Below are 16,399 nucleotides of genomic sequence, written 5' to 3'. Positions count from 1 at the left end.
GCTGAAGGGGGGATGCCGCGCGGCATCCCCCCTTTTGCGTGTCAGGCGCGGATGAGCTTGACGGTCAACGAGTCAACGAGGACGGCGACGCGGTCGTCCGTCGCCCACCTCGACGCCAGTCGCTGCAGGATGGCATCGAGAGCCGCCTGGTCGAGGCCGTCGACGAGGTGCAGGCTCACGACGAGTTCGGGTCCGCGCAGACGCGAATGAGGATCGCCCGCCGCGACGGAAAGATCCAGGACGCCGAGTTCTGTGCCGATCGACTCCTGAAGGCCGGCGAAGACGTCCGGCGAGACATGCGGCGGCTCCCACGCCTGACCCTGCCCGATCGCCCAGACGGCGGGGCGGCGGAGGACGAACTCCGTGTCGCTGCCCGGGTCGATGACGATGAGCTCGGTGTCGTCGGCCGCGGCCGACAGGGCCGTCCGGACGCCGTCCGCGGGTACGGGGCGCGCGGCGGCATCCCATCGCGACATGGTCGTGACCGAGGTGAAGACGGGGAGCACACGCCGCCCGTCCGGCGCGGCGACCGTCACGATCGACAGCTCCTGCGTCTTATCGACGGTCAGGCCCGTCGGACCGAGGCCTTCATCGCCCTTCTCGGCGACCAGGGGGATGAGGAGGCGAGCAGCTCGGTAGGCGTCGACCACGGCGGTCGCCGGCCCCTCCCCCGCGTGGAACGCGGTCAGCGCCGCGAGCAGCGCCGGGTCGGCGCTGCCGTCGTCGCCGCTGTGCGGATTCGCTTGGAAGCTCCGCCCCTCCCAGGGGACGCCCGCCGAGTCAGCCGCGTGACCCGAGTGCGGGTCAGTGTCCGGCGACATCCAGCGCCTCGGCCAGCGTGAACGCGCCGGCGTACAGGGCCTTTCCGACGATCGCACCCTCGACACCCAGCGGCACGAGTTCGCGAAGCGCCGCGATGTCGTCGAGGCTCGAGATGCCGCCGGATGCGACGACCGGCTTGTCGGTGCGGACGGCGACCTCGCGCAGGAGCTCGATGTTCGGCCCCTGCAACGTGCCGTCCTTCGTCACGTCGGTGAGCACGTAGCGGCTGCAGCCGGCATCCTCGAGACGGTCCAGGACCTGCCAGAGGTCGCCGCCGTCGCGCGTCCAGCCCCGTGCGGCGAGCGTCGTGCCGCGCACGTCCAGACCGACGGCGATGGCCTCGCCGTAGCGGAGGATCACATCGGCGGCCCACTCGGGGTTCTCGAGCGCCGCGGTGCCGAGGTTGATGCGGGTCGCACCGGAGTCGAGCGCTGCGTCGAGGGACTCGTCATCGCGGATGCCGCCGGAGAGCTCGACCTTCACGCCGCGGAGGGACTTGATCACCTTGCGCATGAGCGCTGCGTTCGAGCCGCGCCCGAATGCGGCGTCCAGGTCGACGAGGTGGATCCACTCCGCGCCCTGCCTCGCCCACTCCTGCGCGGCGTCGACGGGATCGCCGTAGCTGGTCTCGGTGCCGGCCTCGCCCTGCGTCAGTCGGACGGCCTTGCCGTCGGCGACGTCCACAGCGGGCAGCAGGGTCAGTTCGGGCGTGGATGCGAATTCGTTCATGGCTCCGGGTGGGACGGTGTGCACGCCGGGCGCGCGCACAAGGGGACAGGTTACTCCGACGCAGGCAGCGAGGAGATCCAGTTCGAGAGCAGGCGGATGCCGGCCGCTCCCGACTTCTCGGGGTGGAACTGCGTCGCCGACAACGGGCCGTTCTCGACAGCGGCGAGGAACGGCCTGCCGTAGTCGCACCACGTCAGCACCGGCTCGCGGAACGGCTTGATGACGTCGAGAGTCCAGTCCTGCGCCCCGTAGGAGTGGACGAAGTAGAACCGCTCCTCCTCGAGGCCCGCGAACAGCGTCGATCCTTCGCCGGCGCGGACCGTGTTCCAGCCCATGTGAGGCAGGACCGGCGCCTCGAGCTCGGTGACCGACCCCGGCCACTCCCCCAGACCCTGCGTGTCGACGCCGCGCTCGACACCGAGTTCGAACATGACCTGCATCCCGACGCAGATACCGAGGACCGGCATCCCTCCCGCCAGGCGGCGACCGATGAGTTCGTCTCCACGACTGGCGCGCAGAGCCGACATGACGGCGGAGAAGGCGCCGACTCCCGGGACGAGGAGCCCGGCGGCATCCGCGATCAGCCCGCGGTCCTTCGTGAGACGCGCGTCGGCCCCCGCCTCGATGAGCGCCTTGACGGCGGAGTGGACGTTGCCCGATCCGTAGTCGAGGACCGCGACCAGCGGCGGTGTCGTCACAGGGCGCCCTTCGTGCTCGGGATGCCCTGGACGAGCGGGTCGAGCGCCTTGGCCTGCCGGAACGCGCGGGCGAACGCCTTGTACTCCGCTTCGGCGATGTGGTGGGGGTCGCGGCCGGCGACCAGAGTGACGTGAACGGTCAGGCCGGCGTGGAAGGCGATGGCCTCGAACGTGTGACGCACGAGCGATCCGGTGAAGTGGCCGCCGATGAGGTGGAACTCGTAGCCCTCGGGTTCGCCCGAGTGGACGAGGTAGGGACGACCACTGATGTCGACGACCGCCTGAGCGAGGGCCTCATCCAGCGGGACCAGCGCGTCGCCGTAGCGCGAGATGCCGGCTTTGTCGCCGAGCGCCTGCCGGATGGCCTGCCCCAGCACGATCGCCGTGTCCTCGACGGTGTGGTGAGCGTCGATGTGGGTGTCCCCGCTCGCGCGGACGGTGAGGTCGACGAGCGAGTGCTTCGCGAAGGCGGTGAGCAGGTGGTCGAAGAACGGGACCGTCGTCTCGATCGTGCTCTGACCGGTTCCGTCGAGATCGAGCTCGAGCTCGATGGTCGACTCGCTTGTCGCACGCCGAACGGAGGCGGTGCGGGACGCGGGGATGCTCATGCATCGAGTCTATCGACGCGCGGCATCCGCCCTGCCCTCGTGACGACGCCGCGGGACTCAGAGCGAGGCGAGCGCCTCGAGGAACGCCGTGGACTCGTCCTCGCTGCCGGCCGAGACGCGCAGCGTGTGCGGCAGCCCGACATCGCGGACGAGGATGCCGCGGTCGTACAGACCCCGCCACGTCGCCCGAGGGTCCCTCACCCCGCCGAAGAGGACGAAGTTCGACCAGCTCTCGTAGGGCGAGTAGCCGAGGGCGGACAGCGTCGCCGAGATGCGATCCCGCTGAGCGACGATGTCGTCCACCATCCCGAGCATGGTCGGCGCGTGCCGCAGCGCAGCGGTCGCCGCAGCCTGGGTGAGCGCGCTCAGGTGGTACGGCAGACGAACGAGCCTGAGGGCGTCGATGACCGCCGGGTCGGCGGCGAGGTAGCCGACGCGGGCGCCGGCGAACGCGAACGCCTTGCTCATCGTCCGCGACACGACCAGACGCTCGCGTCCGGGAAGGAGCGTGAGTGCTGACGGCTCATCACGTGGCGCGAACTCCTGGTACGCCTCGTCGACGATGACGATGCCTCTCGAGGCTTCGTAGACGGCCTCGATCACGTCGAGCCGGAGAGGAGTGCCCGTCGGGTTGTTCGGCGCGCAGAGGAAGACGACGTCGGGCTGTGCGCGATCGATCTGCTCCGCGGCATCCGAAGCCGTCAGCGTGAAATCCTCGCCACGAGTGCCGCTGACGTACGTGGCGCCGGTCGCCCCGGTGAGGAGCGGGTACATCGAATAGGTGGGGGTGAAGCCGAAAGCCGTGCGTCCCGGGCCGGCGAAGGCCTGGAGGAGGTGGTGCAGCACCTCGTTCGACCCGTTCCCCGCCCAGATCTGTTCCGCCTGGAGGCCGTGCCCCAAGTAGTCCGCGAATCCTTCGCGAAGTCCGGTGAACTCCCTGTCGGGGTACCGATTGATGTCGCGGAGCGCCTGCGCGATCGCATCGAGGATGTCGTCCGCCACATCCTCGGGGACGGGGTGGGTGTTCTCGTTGACGTTCAGCGTCACCGGGAGCGACGCCTGCGGGGCGCCGTAAGGGATCTGTCCCCGCAGATCGTCGCGGAGGGGTAGGTCGTCGAGACTCGCACTCACCCCGCCATCGTAGGACGTCGCGCCGGTCTACTCGGCCGCCTGAGCCGTGTAGGCCGTGGGGATCGCCAGCGACTGACCCGCGTCGACGACAGACGACGGCAGCGCGTTCAGCCGGACGATGTCGTCGATCACGTCGCGGGGGTCGCTGTCGGGCGCGACGTCCTGAGCGATCGTCCAGAGCGAGTCACCGGAGTGGACCGTCACCGTCTTGAACGTCCCCGCCGCCGAGCCTGCGTCACCGCTGGCGAGTGCGCCACCGCTGGAGAGGATGCCGATCCCCAATGCCACGACCGCCGGCAGCGCTGCGAGCGTCGCGACGACGCGACGACCACGCGTCGTGAGACGCAGCCGCGTGCGGACGACGGGACGGGTGGGAGCGGGGGTGATGGTGGTGATCGAGTTCATGGTGTCCTCCTCGGGGCGACCCCGGTCAGATGAGATCTTCGCCCCCGCCCGTCGGCCGGGACGAGCGGGTGCGAAGTTCTCTTCCGAATCTATCTTCGATATTCGTACACTGTCAAGGGAGCGGTTATCCGCAGATCGATCGAAGACGACACGCGGTCGGCTGCGGCACGATCTCATCGACACCGGATACGGTTTCGATGACCAGAGCCCATCACCAACCTCCGACATTCGAAGGCGAGTGCCCCCGGCTCGACGTTCTAGGCCGGGGAATCGGCGGGGACGCGGGACCGTGAAAGGAACGACATGAGCGACAAGCCGCAGACGCGTCGGCGTAAGAGCCTGAGCGACAAGCAGCTCGCGATCCTCGAGGTGATCCAGAGGTCCATCGCTCGGTACGGGTATCCGCCGAGCATGCGAGAGATCGGGGACGCGGTCGGCTTGAAGTCGCTCTCGAGCGTGACCCATCAGCTGAACCAGCTCGAGTTGAGCGGCTACCTTCGTCGTGACCCCGGCAAGACCCGCGCCATGGAGGTGCTGATCGACCTGCCGGGCGCAGCCGGCGAGAATCCCGCGGACGCCGCGCCCGCTGTGGGCGACGCCGCCATGGTCCCCTTGGTCGGACGCATCGCCGCGGGCGTCCCGATCACCGCCGAGCAGCAGGTGGAGGAGATCTTCCCGCTCCCCCGTCAGCTCGTCGGCAAGGGCGAGCTGTTCATGCTGAAGGTGTCGGGCGACTCCATGATCGACGCGGCGATCTGCGACGGAGACTGGGTCGTCGTGCGTTCGCAGGCGGATGCGTCCAACGGCGAGATCGTTGCGGCCATGCTCGACGGCGAAGCGACGGTGAAGACCTTCCGCCAGCGCGACGGACACACCTGGCTCCTGCCGCGGAACTCGGCGTTCGAGCCCATCCTGGGCGACGATGCGGTCGTCCTCGGCAAGGTGGTCGCCGTGCTCCGCGCCGTGTGAGAACCGGATATGTCGAAGGGGAATGCCGCGCGGCATCCCCCTTCGACGTTCTCGAGGTCAGACGTCTGCGGTCGCCCGTGCGCGCACGCTCCGAGCCGCGGCGACGATGTTCCGGAGCGAGGCTGCCGTCTCCACGTATCCCCGGGTCTTCAGCCCGCAGTCCGGGTTCACCCACAGCCGCCGGACGTCGAGCTCGGCGGCAGCTCGCTCGAGGAGGGCGGTGACCTCCGCTTGCGAAGGGATTCGCGGCGAGTGGATGTCGTACACGCCGGGCCCGATTCCATGATCGAAACCGGATGCCGCGACATCCGAGATCACCTCTCCCCGGCTCCGGGCTGCCTCGATGGACGTCACGTCGGCATCCAGGGCCGCGATCGCACCGATGACGACGCCGAACTCGGAGTAGCAGAGGTGCGTGTGGATCTGCGTCGCGTCGGCGGCACCGGCGGTCGCGAGGCGGAAGGACGCCACCGACCAGGCGAGGTACGCGGGCTGGTCCGCTGCGGTCAACGGCAGGAGCTCACGTAGCGCGGGTTCGTCCACCTGCACGATGGCGATGCCGGCGCCCTCGAGGTCGGCAATCTCGTCGCGCAGGGCGAGGGCGACCTGATCAGCCGTCTCGCTGAGCGGTTGGTCGTCCCGCACGAACGACCACGCGAGGATCGTCACGGGACCGGTGAGCATCCCCTTCACCGGCGACGTCGACAACGACTGCGCGTACGCCGACCACCTCACGGTGATGGGTGTCGGACGTGACACGTCGCCCCACAGGATCGACGGTCGCGTCGCGCGCGAGCCGTACGACTGCACCCATCCGTTGCGCGTGACGGCGAACCCATCGAGGTTCTCGGCGAAGTACTGGACCATGTCGTTGCGCTCGGCCTCGCCGTGGACGAGCACGTCCAGCCCGACCTTCTTCTGCAGCTCCACGACGCGCGCGATCTCGTCGCGGAGGAAGCCCTCGTACGCGTCCGCGTCGATCTCGCCGCGACCGAACCGAGCGCGTGCTCGGCGGATCTCGCCGGTCTGCGGGAACGAGCCGATGGTGGTGGTCGGGAGCACCGGCAGGCCGAGAGCGGCGCCCTGCACGGCGACACGGACCTCGTACGGCGTCCGGATCCGGTCAGCGGGGGTCAGGGCGGCGACGCGGTCGCGCACGGCCCCGTCGCGCACGCCCGCGGCGTGACGGCGATCGGCGAGCGCGGCGGTCGCGGCATCCACCTCGTCGGCGATCGCCTCGCGTCCGTCGCGGAGACCTCGAGCAAGCGTCGCGATCTGTCGGACCTTCTGGTCGGCGAATGCGAGCCACGAGACCAGCCGCGGATCGAGCTCGGTCTCGTCGTCGAGGTCGTACGGGACGTGTTGGAGCGACGTCGACGTGCCCGCCACCGTCGCCGCAGCCCCCAGCCGCGCCACCTGATCGACCGCGTCGGCGGCGGAGGCGAGATCGCCCCGCCACACGTTCCGGCCGTCGATGACACCGGCCACGAGGACCTTCGACGCCAGGCCTGCCGTCGGGGCCGGGATCGATCCGCGGATCAGATCGACCGCGATCGCGTCGACGGGTGATGCCGCGAGTGCACGCCATGCCGCCGCCGACAGCTGGCCGTACCCGGCGGCCACGAGGATCGCGGGTCGTCGTTCGGCCGAGGCGAGCACCTCGGCCGCTCGTGCCGCTGCGGCGGCGAGCTCGTCGTCCGTGTAGCCGAGCGACTGGCTCACGAGTGCGGGCTCGTCGAGCTGGACCCATTCCGCGCCCGCGTCGCGGAGGGCCGCGAGAAGATCGACGTACACCGGGAGGAGGTCGTCGAGACGGTCGAGGGGACGCGCGGCGGGAGCAGCATCCGTCGTCTTCGACAGGGCCAGGAAGGTCACCGGACCGACGAGCACGGGGCGGGTCGTGAATCCGTCGGCGACGGCTTCCGCAACCTGGCGCGCGAAGCGATCGCTCGACAGGGTGAAGTGCGTCTCGGGACCGATCTCCGGAACGAGGTAGTGGTAGTTCGTGTCGAACCATTTCGTCATCTCCAGCGGCGCCGCGTCGCCCTCGCCCCGGGCGGCCGTGAAGTACGCGGCCAGCGGGATGGTCCCGTCCGCGCGGCGCAGGTGCGCGAAGCGTTCGGGGAGCGCACCGACCGCCGCGGCGACGTCGAGCACCTGGTCGTAGAAGGAGAACGATTCGGGGATGGCCGAATCCGCGCGTCCGAGGCCGAGATCGGCGAGCCGGTGCCGCGTGTCTCGGCGCAGGTCGGCGGCGACCCGTTCGAGCGCCGTCTCCTCGAGCTCTCCGCGCCAATGCGCCTCTACCGCGTGCTTGAGCTCGCGGCGTCGGCCGATGCGCGGGTAGCCGAGGATCGTTCCGGCGGCGAGTTCGGTCATGATGTCTCCTCTGTCGGGGTGATGACGCCCGCCTCGGCCAGGGTGGCGAGGACGGTGCGGTGGTGGTTGAAGGCGTACAGGTGAATGCCGGGTGCGCCGCCCTCGAGGACGGCGCGGCAGAGTCCGGCGGCGTAGCGGACGCCGACCTCGCGTCTCCCCTCGGCGGTGGGCTCCACGTCGAGGTCGACGGCGAGCGCGCCGGGGACGGGCTGGCCGGTGAGCTCGACGATCCGGGCCAACCGCGAGGGCGAGGTGATCGGCATGATGCCGGGGAGGATCGGTATGACGACCCCCGCTGCGCGGGCACGGGACACGAAGGCGAGGTAGTCGTCGGCGTGGAAGAACAGCTGGGTGATGGCGAGGGTCGCGCCCGCGGCCTGCTTGGCGAGCAGTGCGTCGATGTGCTCGGCGGGGTACCGCGATCGCGGATGCCCGTTCGGGAACGCGGCGACGGCGATGTCGACGTGTCGGCGCCGTTCGACCCGCGCGGCTCCCGGGACCCCGGGAATCGGTTCCTCCGTATACGGGGAGCATTCGGCCTGAACGCGGTCGATGAGCTGCACGAGTTGCGCGGCGCTCTCGAGGTCTCCCGCCCCGTCGGGGTCCTCGGGGGCACCCTGCGGCGCATCGCCGCGAAGCGCCAGGAACGAGCGGATGCCGGCATCCAGGAACTCGCGGATGAGCGCGGTCGCCTCGCGGTAGGAGTTGCCGACGCAGGTGAGATGGGCGAGAGGCTCGACGCGCGTCTCGCCGCGGATGTGTCGGAGCACCTCGAGCGAGCGCCCTGCCGTCGAGCCCCCCGCGCCGTAGGTGACCGAGATGAACGACGGCTCGACCTCGGCGAGACGCGCGATCGTCCGGTGCAACGCCGCGTCGGACGCGTCGCTGCGCGGCGGGTAGACCTCGAAGGAGACCGGCACGGTGGGGACGGACGGGGTCTGAATGATCGACATGTGGGCTCCGGGGACGACTCGGATGGCCTGGCGGCCGCGGACCGCACGCACTCGTGCGGGGACCTCGCGGGCGGGTGCCGGGCTCGGCTGTCGCTCCGGACCCGGGGTCTCCGGGCCACTGATGCGGTCATGCTAGCCACGCGCCCGGCGGCTCCGACAGGACTGTGACGCTCCGTGTCGGTGCGTGTCACGAGATGACCTCCGGCGACCTCGGCGTCGCGGAGTGACGCCGCGTAGCGTGGATGCATGAAGACGATCGCCCCGTTCGGTTCCTGGATCTCGCCCCTGTCGGCCGCGGACGCCTCAGCCGCGGCCGCGCGCTACGACGGGGCGCGCTTCGTCGGCGCTGAGGTGTGGTGGGGAGAGACCCTGCCCGACGAGGCGGGCCGATCCTCCGTGCGCCGTGCGATCGGCGAGGCGGTCGAGGACGTGCTCCCGGCACCCTGGAGCGCCCGGTCCCGGGTGCACGAGTACGGCGGCGGCTCGTGGACGGCGGACGACGATGGGCGACTGTTCTTCGTGGAGAAGACCGATCAGCGGGTGTGGACGATGCGGCCGGGCGAGCAGCCCGTCCCGCTCACCCCCGAGGACCCAGGGGCGCGGCACGGCGGTCTCCGATGGCAGAACGGGACGCTGCTGGCCGTCCGCGAAGTCCACGACGACGCTCCCGTACCTCGCCGCTCCGTGGTGTCGATCTCCCTCGACGGCACGGAGGTGCGTGAACTGGTGGCCGGGAGCGACTTCCTCGCCCAGCCCGCGCTCTCCCCCGACGGGCGTCGGCTCGCGTGGGTGGCGTGGGACCACCCCGACATGCCGTGGGACCGCACTGAGATCCGCGTCGGCGACCTCGAGGACGGTATCGTCACGACCTGGCGCGCCGTCACCTCTGGAGACACAGCGGCCCTCCAGCCCGAGTGGGATGCCGCGGGCCGCCTCTTCTACGTCGACGACGCGACCGGGCGGTGGAACATCCGGCGGCGGGATGCGGCATCCGATCGTCCCGCCGAGCTCATCGCCCCGGCCGACGCCGACACCGGCGGCGGACTGTGGGTCCTCGGCGTCCGGTGGTACGCACTGCTCGAGGACGGCGGCATCATCGCGGTCCGGACGAACGGGTCGGACGAGGTGGTCCGCATCGACGCAGACGAGTCCGTTCGCGCCACCGATGTCCCCGCACGTTCTCGCACGGTCGTCGAGGACGTGCAGGGGTCACGGGTCCTGGTGTCCGGCGCCGCGCCCGGGACGACGGGCATCTGGGAGATCGCGGCCGACGGGTCGAGCTCGCTCGCGGTCGGGACGCGCTCCCGCCTCGACGACGCGTGGATCCCGGCGGCGCGGCCGTTCACCGTGCCCGGGCTGCACGGCGAGGTGCACGCCTTCGACTACCCGCCCACCAGCCCGGATTTCGCCGCGCCCGATGGCGAGCTCCCGCCGTACGTCGTCTACGTCCACGGCGGTCCGACCGCGCACACGGGCGGCGTCCCCGACAGCCGGATCACGTTCTTCACGAGCCGGGGCATCGGCATCCTCGAGGTCAACTACGGCGGCTCGACGGGCTACGGCCGCGCCTACCGTGAGCGTCTGCGGGGACAGTGGGGCATCGTGGACCGAGACGACGTGGCCGCAGCCGCGTCCGGGCTCGCCGCCGACGGACGAGCGGATGCCGCGCGTCTCGGCATCGCCGGCGGTTCCGCGGGCGGCTGGACGGTGCTGACGGCCCTCGCCAGCACCGACGTGTTCGGCGCGGGGATCTCGCGGTACGGCGTCGGTGATGCGCGTCTGCTCGCCACGGACACCCATGACTTCGAGGCGCGCTACCTCGACGGTCTGATCGGACCGCTCTCCGAGGCCGAGGCGCTGTACCTCGAGCGCTCACCGCTCGGACACACCGACGGCTTCCGTGTCCCCGTGCTGCTCCTCCAGGGCGCGGAGGATGCGGTCGTCCCGCCCACGCAGGCTCAAGCTATCCGCGACGCCCTCGCCGAACGCGGCGTGCCCCACGCCTACGTGCTGTACGACGGCGAGGGGCACGGCTTCCGGCGTGCGGAGACCGTCATCCACGCGCTCGAGACCGAACTCGCGTTCCTCGGTCGGGTCTTCGGGTTCGATACGCCGGGAGTGCCCGCCCTCACCCTCGACTGAGGTCGAGGCGGGCCATCGTCACCGGGCGTACGGTGCCAGCTCCGCCGCCAGTCGCTCGGACACATGCGCGTGGACGGCGGTCCCGCCCTCCTCGTGCTGAGTGGACAGGATGTGGCCCGACTCGTGGACCGCGTTGACGAGGTCGCCGCGGTCGTACGGAACGAGAGCGTGAACCTCGACCGCCGGGAGCGGCAGCGCGTCCTCGATCGTGGCGCGGAGCTCCACGATGCCCTCGCCGGTGCGGGACGAGACGAAGTGCGCCTTCGGCTCGAGACCCCGGAGGACCAGACGCGTGTCCGGATCAATGAGGTCGGCCTTGTTGAACACGACGATCTCGTTCGTCGAGCGCGCTCCGACATCACCCATGACATCGCGGACGGTGGCCAGCTGGGCCGCCGGGTCGGGATGCGATCCATCGACCACGTGGACGATGACGTCCGCGTCGCCGACTTCCTCGAGGGTCGAACGGAACGCCTCGACGAGCTGGTGCGGGAGGTTCCGGACGAAGCCCACGGTGTCTGTCAGCGTGTAGACGCGTCCGTCGGCCGCCTGGGCGCGGCGCACCGTGGCGTCCAGCGTCGCGAACAGGGCGTTCTCGACGAGCACTCCTGCGCTGGTCAGCTTGTTGAGCAGGCTCGACTTGCCGGCGTTCGTGTACCCGGCGATCGCCACCGACGGAATCGTGTTGCGCTTGCGCTCGGCCCGCTTCGCCTCGCGGGCGGGCTTGTAGTCGCGGATCTGACGTCGCAGCATCGCCATCCGGGTACGGATGCGGCGGCGATCCAGCTCGATCTTCGTCTCACCGGGACCGCGGGACCCCATGCCGGCGCCACCGGCACCGACCTGGCCACCGGCCTGGCGACTCATCGAGTCACCCCACCCGCGCAGGCGCGGGAGGAGATACTCGAGCTGGGCGAGCTCGACCTGAGCCTTGCCCTCACGACTCTTCGCATGCTGGCTGAAGATGTCGAGGATGACGGTGGTGCGGTCGATCACCTTGACCTTGACGACGTCCTCGAGGGCACGCCGCTGGCTGGGCGCGAGCTCGGTGTCGGCGATGACGGTGTCGGCGCCCACGGCGACGACCAGGTCGCGGAGCTCCGCCGCCTTGCCGCGGCCGATGTACGTGGCGGGGTCGGGGTGGGGGCGCCGCTGCAGCACGCCGTCGAGGACGACGGCACCCGCGGTCTCGGCGAGCGCCGCAAGCTCGCGCAGCGAGTTCTCGGCATCCTCCGTCGATCCCTGCGGATACACGCCCACGAGGACGACGTTCTCCAGCCGCAGCTGGCGGTACTCGACCTCGGTGACGTCTTCGAGCTCGGTGGACAGTCCGGGGACGCGGCGCAGCGCCGCGCGCTCCTCACGATCCCACTGATCGCCGTCCGTGTCGCCGTAAGCGACGGTGCTCTCGTCCTGCAACGCCTGTGCGGCGCCGAACACGCGCACCCCCGAACGCGACTCCGCTCGCGCGAGCACGCGGTCGACCGGGTCCACCGGCTCGTCCGTCGTAGCAGGGGTGGTGGTGTCTGTCATGTGTTCCTTTCGCGGCCTCGCGGCCATCCGTGCACTCTAGCTTCCCGCGGCTCGCACCGCCTCCGCTACGCTCGTCGCATGGGGAGCGACCACTACTTCAGCGCGTCCCCGTCCAGCTCTGAGAATCTCCGCCGCATCCGTGTGTCCCTCGCCGGTCGCGACGTCGAGGTGATGACGGCGGGCGGGGTGTTCAGTCCCGACCACGTGGACGGCGGGACGGCGGTGCTTCTGGCGAACACTCCCCCGCCCCCGGTGGGCGGTCATCTGCTGGATCTCGGATGCGGCTGGGGCCCCATCGCACTGTCGCTCGCCATCGACGCCCCTCACGCGACGATCTGGGCCGTCGACGTCAACGAGCGAGCACTCGACCTCGTCCGCCGCAACGCCGCGGAACTCGGCCTCGATAACGTCAACGCCGTACTGCCCGAGGATGTTCCGGCAGACATCACGTTCCGCACGATCCGGTCCAATCCGCCGATCCGCGTCGGCAAGGACGTGCTGCACGGGCTGCTCGAGACGTGGATCCCCCGACTCGCCGAGCGCAGCGACGCCTGGCTCGTCGTGCAGCGGAACCTCGGCTCGGACTCCCTGCAACGGTGGCTAGCGGCATCCCTCGACCGCGGCTACTCCGTCAGCCGCGCAGCGACGGGGCGCGGTTTCCGCGTCCTGAAGGTGCGCCGGCACGGCACACCCGCGACGGGGACGATCCCCGTTCCCTGACCCGGTCAGGCGAGCGCGATCTCGCCCGAGAAGACGAGCGTGGCGGGCCCCGAGAGCAGAACCCGCTCCCCGGCATCCGTCCGGACGACGCGCACGCCGAGGCGCCCGCCGGGGACGTCGACCGTCCACCGGTCCGGTGCTCCCGCGCCCGCCCAGTGGCGGACGGCCAGAGCGGATGCCGCGACCCCGGTCCCGCACGAGAGCGTCTCGCCGACGCCACGCTCGAAGACCCGCATCCGGATGGCGCCGACACCGTCGGTGACGAGCGGTTCCTCGGGGACGACGAACTCGACGTTCGCGCCGGCCGTCGGTACGGGGTCCAGGATCGGCTGAACGGTCAGATCGAGCCCGTCGAGTTCGGCGATGCTCGAGAGGGCGACGACGACGTGGGGGTTCCCGACGTCGATGCCGAGGCCCGGGCGCGCGATCTTCAGACCGTGGGCGCGTACGAGGACCTCGTCGGAGGTCGGACGCCACAGACCGAGGTCGACTTCGAAGCCGTTGTCGGCGAGCGTGACGGTCTTCGTTCCCGCTCGCGTGCCGATGCGCAGGGTCTCGCCGGCGCCCAGCGTCGCATATCCCGCGCTCAGGAGGTATTTGACGAAGACGCGGACACCGTTGCCGCACATCTCGGCGACGGAGCCGTCGGCGTTGCGGTAGTCCATGAACCACTTGGCGTCGAGGGTGTCGGCGCCCGCGTCGATGGCGGCCGAGCGCACGACGCGGAGCAGCCCGTCGGCTCCGATCCCGAACCGCCGGTCGGTCAGCGCGGCGATCTGCTCGCCGGTCAGGTGGAGCGAGCCGTCGGGGTCGGCGACCACGACGAAATCGTTGCCCGTCCCGTGGCCCTTCGTGAATGCGATCGTCGACACCCGCCCAGTCTAGGCGGGGGCGGACGCCGCTTCGCCGGTCACGGCGAGTGCCGCCCCGCGCGCAGTCCGGCGTCCATCACTTCGAGCGACCATGCGACGCTCGCGTCGACGTCGACGTCGATCCGGAAGCCGCGCGCGGCGTCCAGGACGGCGAAACCGTGGAGGACACTGCGCAGCATCCGGATGGCGTGGACATGCTCCTGCTGCGGCAGACCGTAGCGGGCGAACACCTCGCCCAGGGCGTCGAGACTGTCGCGGAGCGCGATCGCGAGCGGATCGTCCGCATCCGCCGGTTCCGCAGCGGCGGTGGCTGCGTACCGACCCGGATGATTGACGACGTACCGCCGGAACCTCCCTGCGACGTCCGTGAGCGCCGGCGCACCGCCCTGGTCCGATCGCGTCCCGCGGAACAGCTCCGCGAGCTCCTGCGCCGCGAGGGTCGCCACCCGGTGGGTGAGCTCGACGAGTCCGCCCGGGACGTGCTTGTAGAGCGAGGGGGGACGGACGCCGACCCGCTCCGCCAGGGCCGTCATCGTCAGTGCGGCGAGCCCCTGTTCGTCGATGAGCTCTGCCGCCGCGCGCGTCACGGCATCGACATCGAGTCCCGCCCTAGGCATCCGCCGGTCCCGTCCGGGTCGAGAAGACCGATCGCAGGAACGGGACCGCGAGCTCGACGACCTCGCCGGGGCGTTCGACGTGCGGGTAGTGTCCCGCGCCGTCGATGATCGCCAGTCGGCCGATGCCGGGTCGGAGCGCGGCGATGACGCCTTCGCCCTCGGCCCGGGGGTCCGCCCAGTCCGGGTCGGCGGTGCCCATCACCACGAGGACCGGTACGGTCACGTGCGGAAGCTGCTCTCCCGCATCGGCGGGACTCGTCTGCCCCATGGCCCGGAGCGCCGCCATGCGCGCAGGGTCACCGAGGTGACCGGCGATGCGGGCCCGCTCCTGCGGCCAGTCGGCGGGCTTCTGCGGGATGGCGAGGTCGAGGTAGCGGAGCCACGCGGGGACGCTCCCGCGGAGCATCATGGTCGCCAGGTGCGTCATGCCCTTCCGGTGCCGGGCGTGCCGAAGCATGCCCAACAGGTCGAACCGCTGCGCGCGGGTGAACGGCGCCAGCTCGATGGCACCCACCACGTCCTGCGGGGCCCGCGCTGCGGCGACGGTCGCAGCTCCTCCGCTGATCGACTGCCCGATGACGACCGCGGGGCCGCCGAGGTGACGGATGACGGCGAGGAGGTCGCCGGCGATATCGCCGCGACTGTAGCTCGCCCACGTGGCGCTCGACTCGCCGCATCCGCGGATGTCGACGTTGGCCACGCGGAACCCCGCCGCAACCAGAGCCGGCACGACGAAGCGGTAGGAGTGACGGGTGTCCCCCATTCCGTGCGCCAGGACCACGAGCGGCCCCCGCCCGACCACGTCGAACGCGATCTCGCCGCCCTCGACCTGCAGTTTCTCGACCATCGCCGTCTCCTTCGCATCGTGTCCGATACGAAGAAGCTACGGCTATTAGCTTTAGCTTGTCAAGTGATCGAGCAGACGGATGCCGGGAGTCCCGGCATCCACCCAGCGAAGACCGGGATACCGTTTGAACCACGAGACCTGGCGCCGCGCGTACCGCCGCGTGAGCGCCTGGGTCTCGGCGACGGCCTCCTCCTCGTTTATCCGCCCCGCCAGTTGCGCGAGCGCCTGCGCATAACCGATCGCGCGGGGAGCCGTCGGACCGGACTCGAGTCCCCGGGCCCGCAGGGCGTCGACCTCAGCCAGCAGGCCGCCCCGCCACATCCCCCGGACCCGCGCGTCGAGGCGCAGGACGAGCTCTGCGCGGTCCAGGTGGACGCCGACGAGCTCGGTGGCGGGATGCCACAGCACCGGCGCCTCGGGAAGCGCAGCGCCGTGGGTGTCCGCCCCCTGGAGGAGCACTTCGAGAGCGCGGACGACCCGTCGGCCGTTGCGCGGATCGAGGCGCTCGGCCGCGCCGGGATCGACCGCGCGGATGCGCTCGATCAACGCGCTCGCGCCGAGCTCGTCGAGGTCGGCCTCGAGTCGGGCGCGCAGCGCCGAATCGCGGGGCGGGAAGCGGAAGTCGAAGACGACGCTCGAGACGTAGAGGCCCGATCCCCCGACGAGGATCGCATCGGCACCGCGGTCGAAGATGTCGCGGATCGTCGCGCGCGCCCGCTCCTGGTAGACGGCGACGGCGACGTCCTCCGTCACGTCGAACTCGTCGAACAGATGATGCGGGATGCCGCGGCGCTCGGGTACCGGGATCTTCGCCGTCCCGATGTCCATGCCGCGATAGAGCTGCATGGCATCGGCGTTGACGATCTCCGCCGGCCGACCACTGCGGATGAGCTCCTCGGCGAGGTCCAGCGACAGCGACGTCTTGCCCGTCCCGGTCGCCCCGACGATCGCCCAGAGGCGCTCTGCGCCCACGA

The 16,399-nt window shown here is 70.8% G+C and carries 16 protein-coding genes; 3 read left to right on the top strand and 13 right to left on the bottom strand.

Features of this window, described 5'->3' with window-relative positions; all coding sequences use genetic code 11:
* Positions 1 to 41: 41 nt before the first annotated feature.
* From QE428_RS09890 to QE428_RS09865, 6 genes are read right to left on the bottom strand one after another with little or no spacing between them, the layout of a single operon-like run.
* Positions 42 to 821: an SseB family protein gene (locus QE428_RS09890; protein WP_307468610.1), complete on the bottom strand. Its 780-nt coding sequence runs from the start codon at positions 819 to 821 to the stop codon at positions 42 to 44.
* Entirely contained in the window at positions 805 to 1,551 is a 747-nt protein-coding gene (gene priA, locus QE428_RS09885; protein ID WP_091352486.1) for a bifunctional 1-(5-phosphoribosyl)-5-((5-phosphoribosylamino)methylideneamino)imidazole-4-carboxamide isomerase/phosphoribosylanthranilate isomerase PriA, read from the bottom strand. The genes QE428_RS09890 and priA overlap by 17 nt, the downstream gene beginning before the upstream one ends.
* Positions 1,552 to 1,601: 50 nt before the next feature.
* Positions 1,602 to 2,249 (bottom strand): imidazole glycerol phosphate synthase subunit HisH, encoded by a 648-nt coding sequence (gene hisH / locus QE428_RS09880; RefSeq protein ID WP_091352483.1) that lies wholly within the window; start codon positions 2,247 to 2,249, stop codon positions 1,602 to 1,604.
* The gene (gene hisB / locus QE428_RS09875; protein WP_091352480.1) at positions 2,246 to 2,857 is read right to left on the bottom strand and encodes an imidazoleglycerol-phosphate dehydratase HisB; all 612 of its coding nucleotides are present in this window, start codon (positions 2,855 to 2,857) and stop codon (positions 2,246 to 2,248) included. Before hisB ends, hisH begins: the two co-directional genes overlap by 4 nt.
* 57 nt (positions 2,858 to 2,914) lie before the next feature.
* Positions 2,915 to 3,988 carry a histidinol-phosphate transaminase gene (locus QE428_RS09870; protein ID WP_307468607.1) on the bottom strand — a complete coding sequence of 358 codons (1,074 nt, stop codon included), beginning with the start codon at positions 3,986 to 3,988 and terminating at the stop codon, positions 2,915 to 2,917.
* A gap of 27 nt (positions 3,989 to 4,015) precedes the next feature.
* A complete protein-coding gene (locus tag QE428_RS09865) occupies positions 4,016 to 4,393 on the bottom strand; it encodes a LysM peptidoglycan-binding domain-containing protein (protein ID WP_307468606.1) in 378 nt (125 codons plus the stop codon).
* A 303-nt stretch (positions 4,394 to 4,696) separates the two neighbouring features.
* Here QE428_RS09865 and lexA point away from each other — a divergent pair, with 303 nt between their 5' ends.
* Complete coding sequence (lexA, locus tag QE428_RS09860; RefSeq protein ID WP_091352471.1) at positions 4,697 to 5,362, top strand: transcriptional repressor LexA; 666 nt, start codon at positions 4,697 to 4,699, stop codon at positions 5,360 to 5,362.
* A gap of 57 nt (positions 5,363 to 5,419) precedes the next feature.
* Here the strand turns inward: lexA and metE are convergent, their stop codons facing one another.
* Both metE and QE428_RS09850 read right to left on the bottom strand, forming a co-directional pair.
* Complete coding sequence (metE, locus tag QE428_RS09855; protein ID WP_307468602.1) at positions 5,420 to 7,741, bottom strand: 5-methyltetrahydropteroyltriglutamate--homocysteine S-methyltransferase; 2,322 nt, start codon at positions 7,739 to 7,741, stop codon at positions 5,420 to 5,422.
* Entirely contained in the window at positions 7,738 to 8,694 is a 957-nt protein-coding gene (locus QE428_RS09850; protein ID WP_307468600.1) for a methylenetetrahydrofolate reductase, read from the bottom strand. Before QE428_RS09850 ends, metE begins: the two co-directional genes overlap by 4 nt.
* A 246-nt stretch (positions 8,695 to 8,940) precedes the next feature.
* Here QE428_RS09850 and QE428_RS09845 point away from each other — a divergent pair, with 246 nt between their 5' ends.
* The gene (locus QE428_RS09845) at positions 8,941 to 10,836 is read left to right on the top strand and encodes a prolyl oligopeptidase family serine peptidase (RefSeq protein WP_307468598.1); all 1,896 of its coding nucleotides are present in this window, start codon (positions 8,941 to 8,943) and stop codon (positions 10,834 to 10,836) included.
* Positions 10,837 to 10,854: 18 nt separating this feature from the next.
* Here the strand turns inward: QE428_RS09845 and hflX are convergent, their stop codons facing one another.
* Positions 10,855 to 12,369 carry a GTPase HflX gene (hflX, locus tag QE428_RS09840; protein WP_091352457.1) on the bottom strand — a complete coding sequence of 505 codons (1,515 nt, stop codon included), beginning with the start codon at positions 12,367 to 12,369 and terminating at the stop codon, positions 10,855 to 10,857.
* A 78-nt stretch (positions 12,370 to 12,447) separates the two neighbouring features.
* Here hflX and QE428_RS09835 point away from each other — a divergent pair, with 78 nt between their 5' ends.
* A complete protein-coding gene (locus QE428_RS09835) occupies positions 12,448 to 13,089 on the top strand; it encodes a class I SAM-dependent methyltransferase (RefSeq protein ID WP_307468592.1) in 642 nt (213 codons plus the stop codon).
* A gap of 5 nt (positions 13,090 to 13,094) precedes the next feature.
* Here QE428_RS09835 and dapF read toward each other — a convergent pair whose 3' ends face one another.
* Genes dapF through miaA form a run of 4 tightly spaced genes read right to left on the bottom strand, consistent with a single transcriptional unit; the run spans position 13,095 to position 16,397 of the window.
* Positions 13,095 to 13,961, bottom strand: a complete 867-nt coding sequence (dapF, locus tag QE428_RS09830; RefSeq protein ID WP_307468590.1) for a diaminopimelate epimerase — start codon at positions 13,959 to 13,961, stop codon at positions 13,095 to 13,097.
* Between the two features lie 38 nt (positions 13,962 to 13,999).
* Positions 14,000 to 14,578, bottom strand: a complete 579-nt coding sequence (locus QE428_RS09825; RefSeq protein ID WP_091352448.1) for a TetR/AcrR family transcriptional regulator — start codon at positions 14,576 to 14,578, stop codon at positions 14,000 to 14,002.
* Positions 14,571 to 15,425, bottom strand: coding sequence for an alpha/beta fold hydrolase (locus QE428_RS09820; RefSeq protein ID WP_307468587.1), 855 nt, complete (start codon positions 15,423 to 15,425; stop codon positions 14,571 to 14,573). Before QE428_RS09820 ends, QE428_RS09825 begins: the two co-directional genes overlap by 8 nt.
* 51 nt (positions 15,426 to 15,476) lie before the next feature.
* Positions 15,477 to 16,397 (bottom strand): tRNA (adenosine(37)-N6)-dimethylallyltransferase MiaA, encoded by a 921-nt coding sequence (gene miaA / locus QE428_RS09815; protein WP_307468586.1) that lies wholly within the window; start codon positions 16,395 to 16,397, stop codon positions 15,477 to 15,479.
* Positions 16,398 to 16,399 lie beyond the last annotated feature (2 nt).

Origin of the sequence: Microbacterium sp. SORGH_AS_0505 (assembly GCF_030818715.1) — a bacterium.
Classification (GTDB): domain Bacteria; phylum Actinomycetota; class Actinomycetes; order Actinomycetales; family Microbacteriaceae; genus Microbacterium.
The sequence above is the reverse complement of the archived record's forward strand: the minus strand, read 5'-3'. Positions and strand labels throughout refer to the sequence as shown.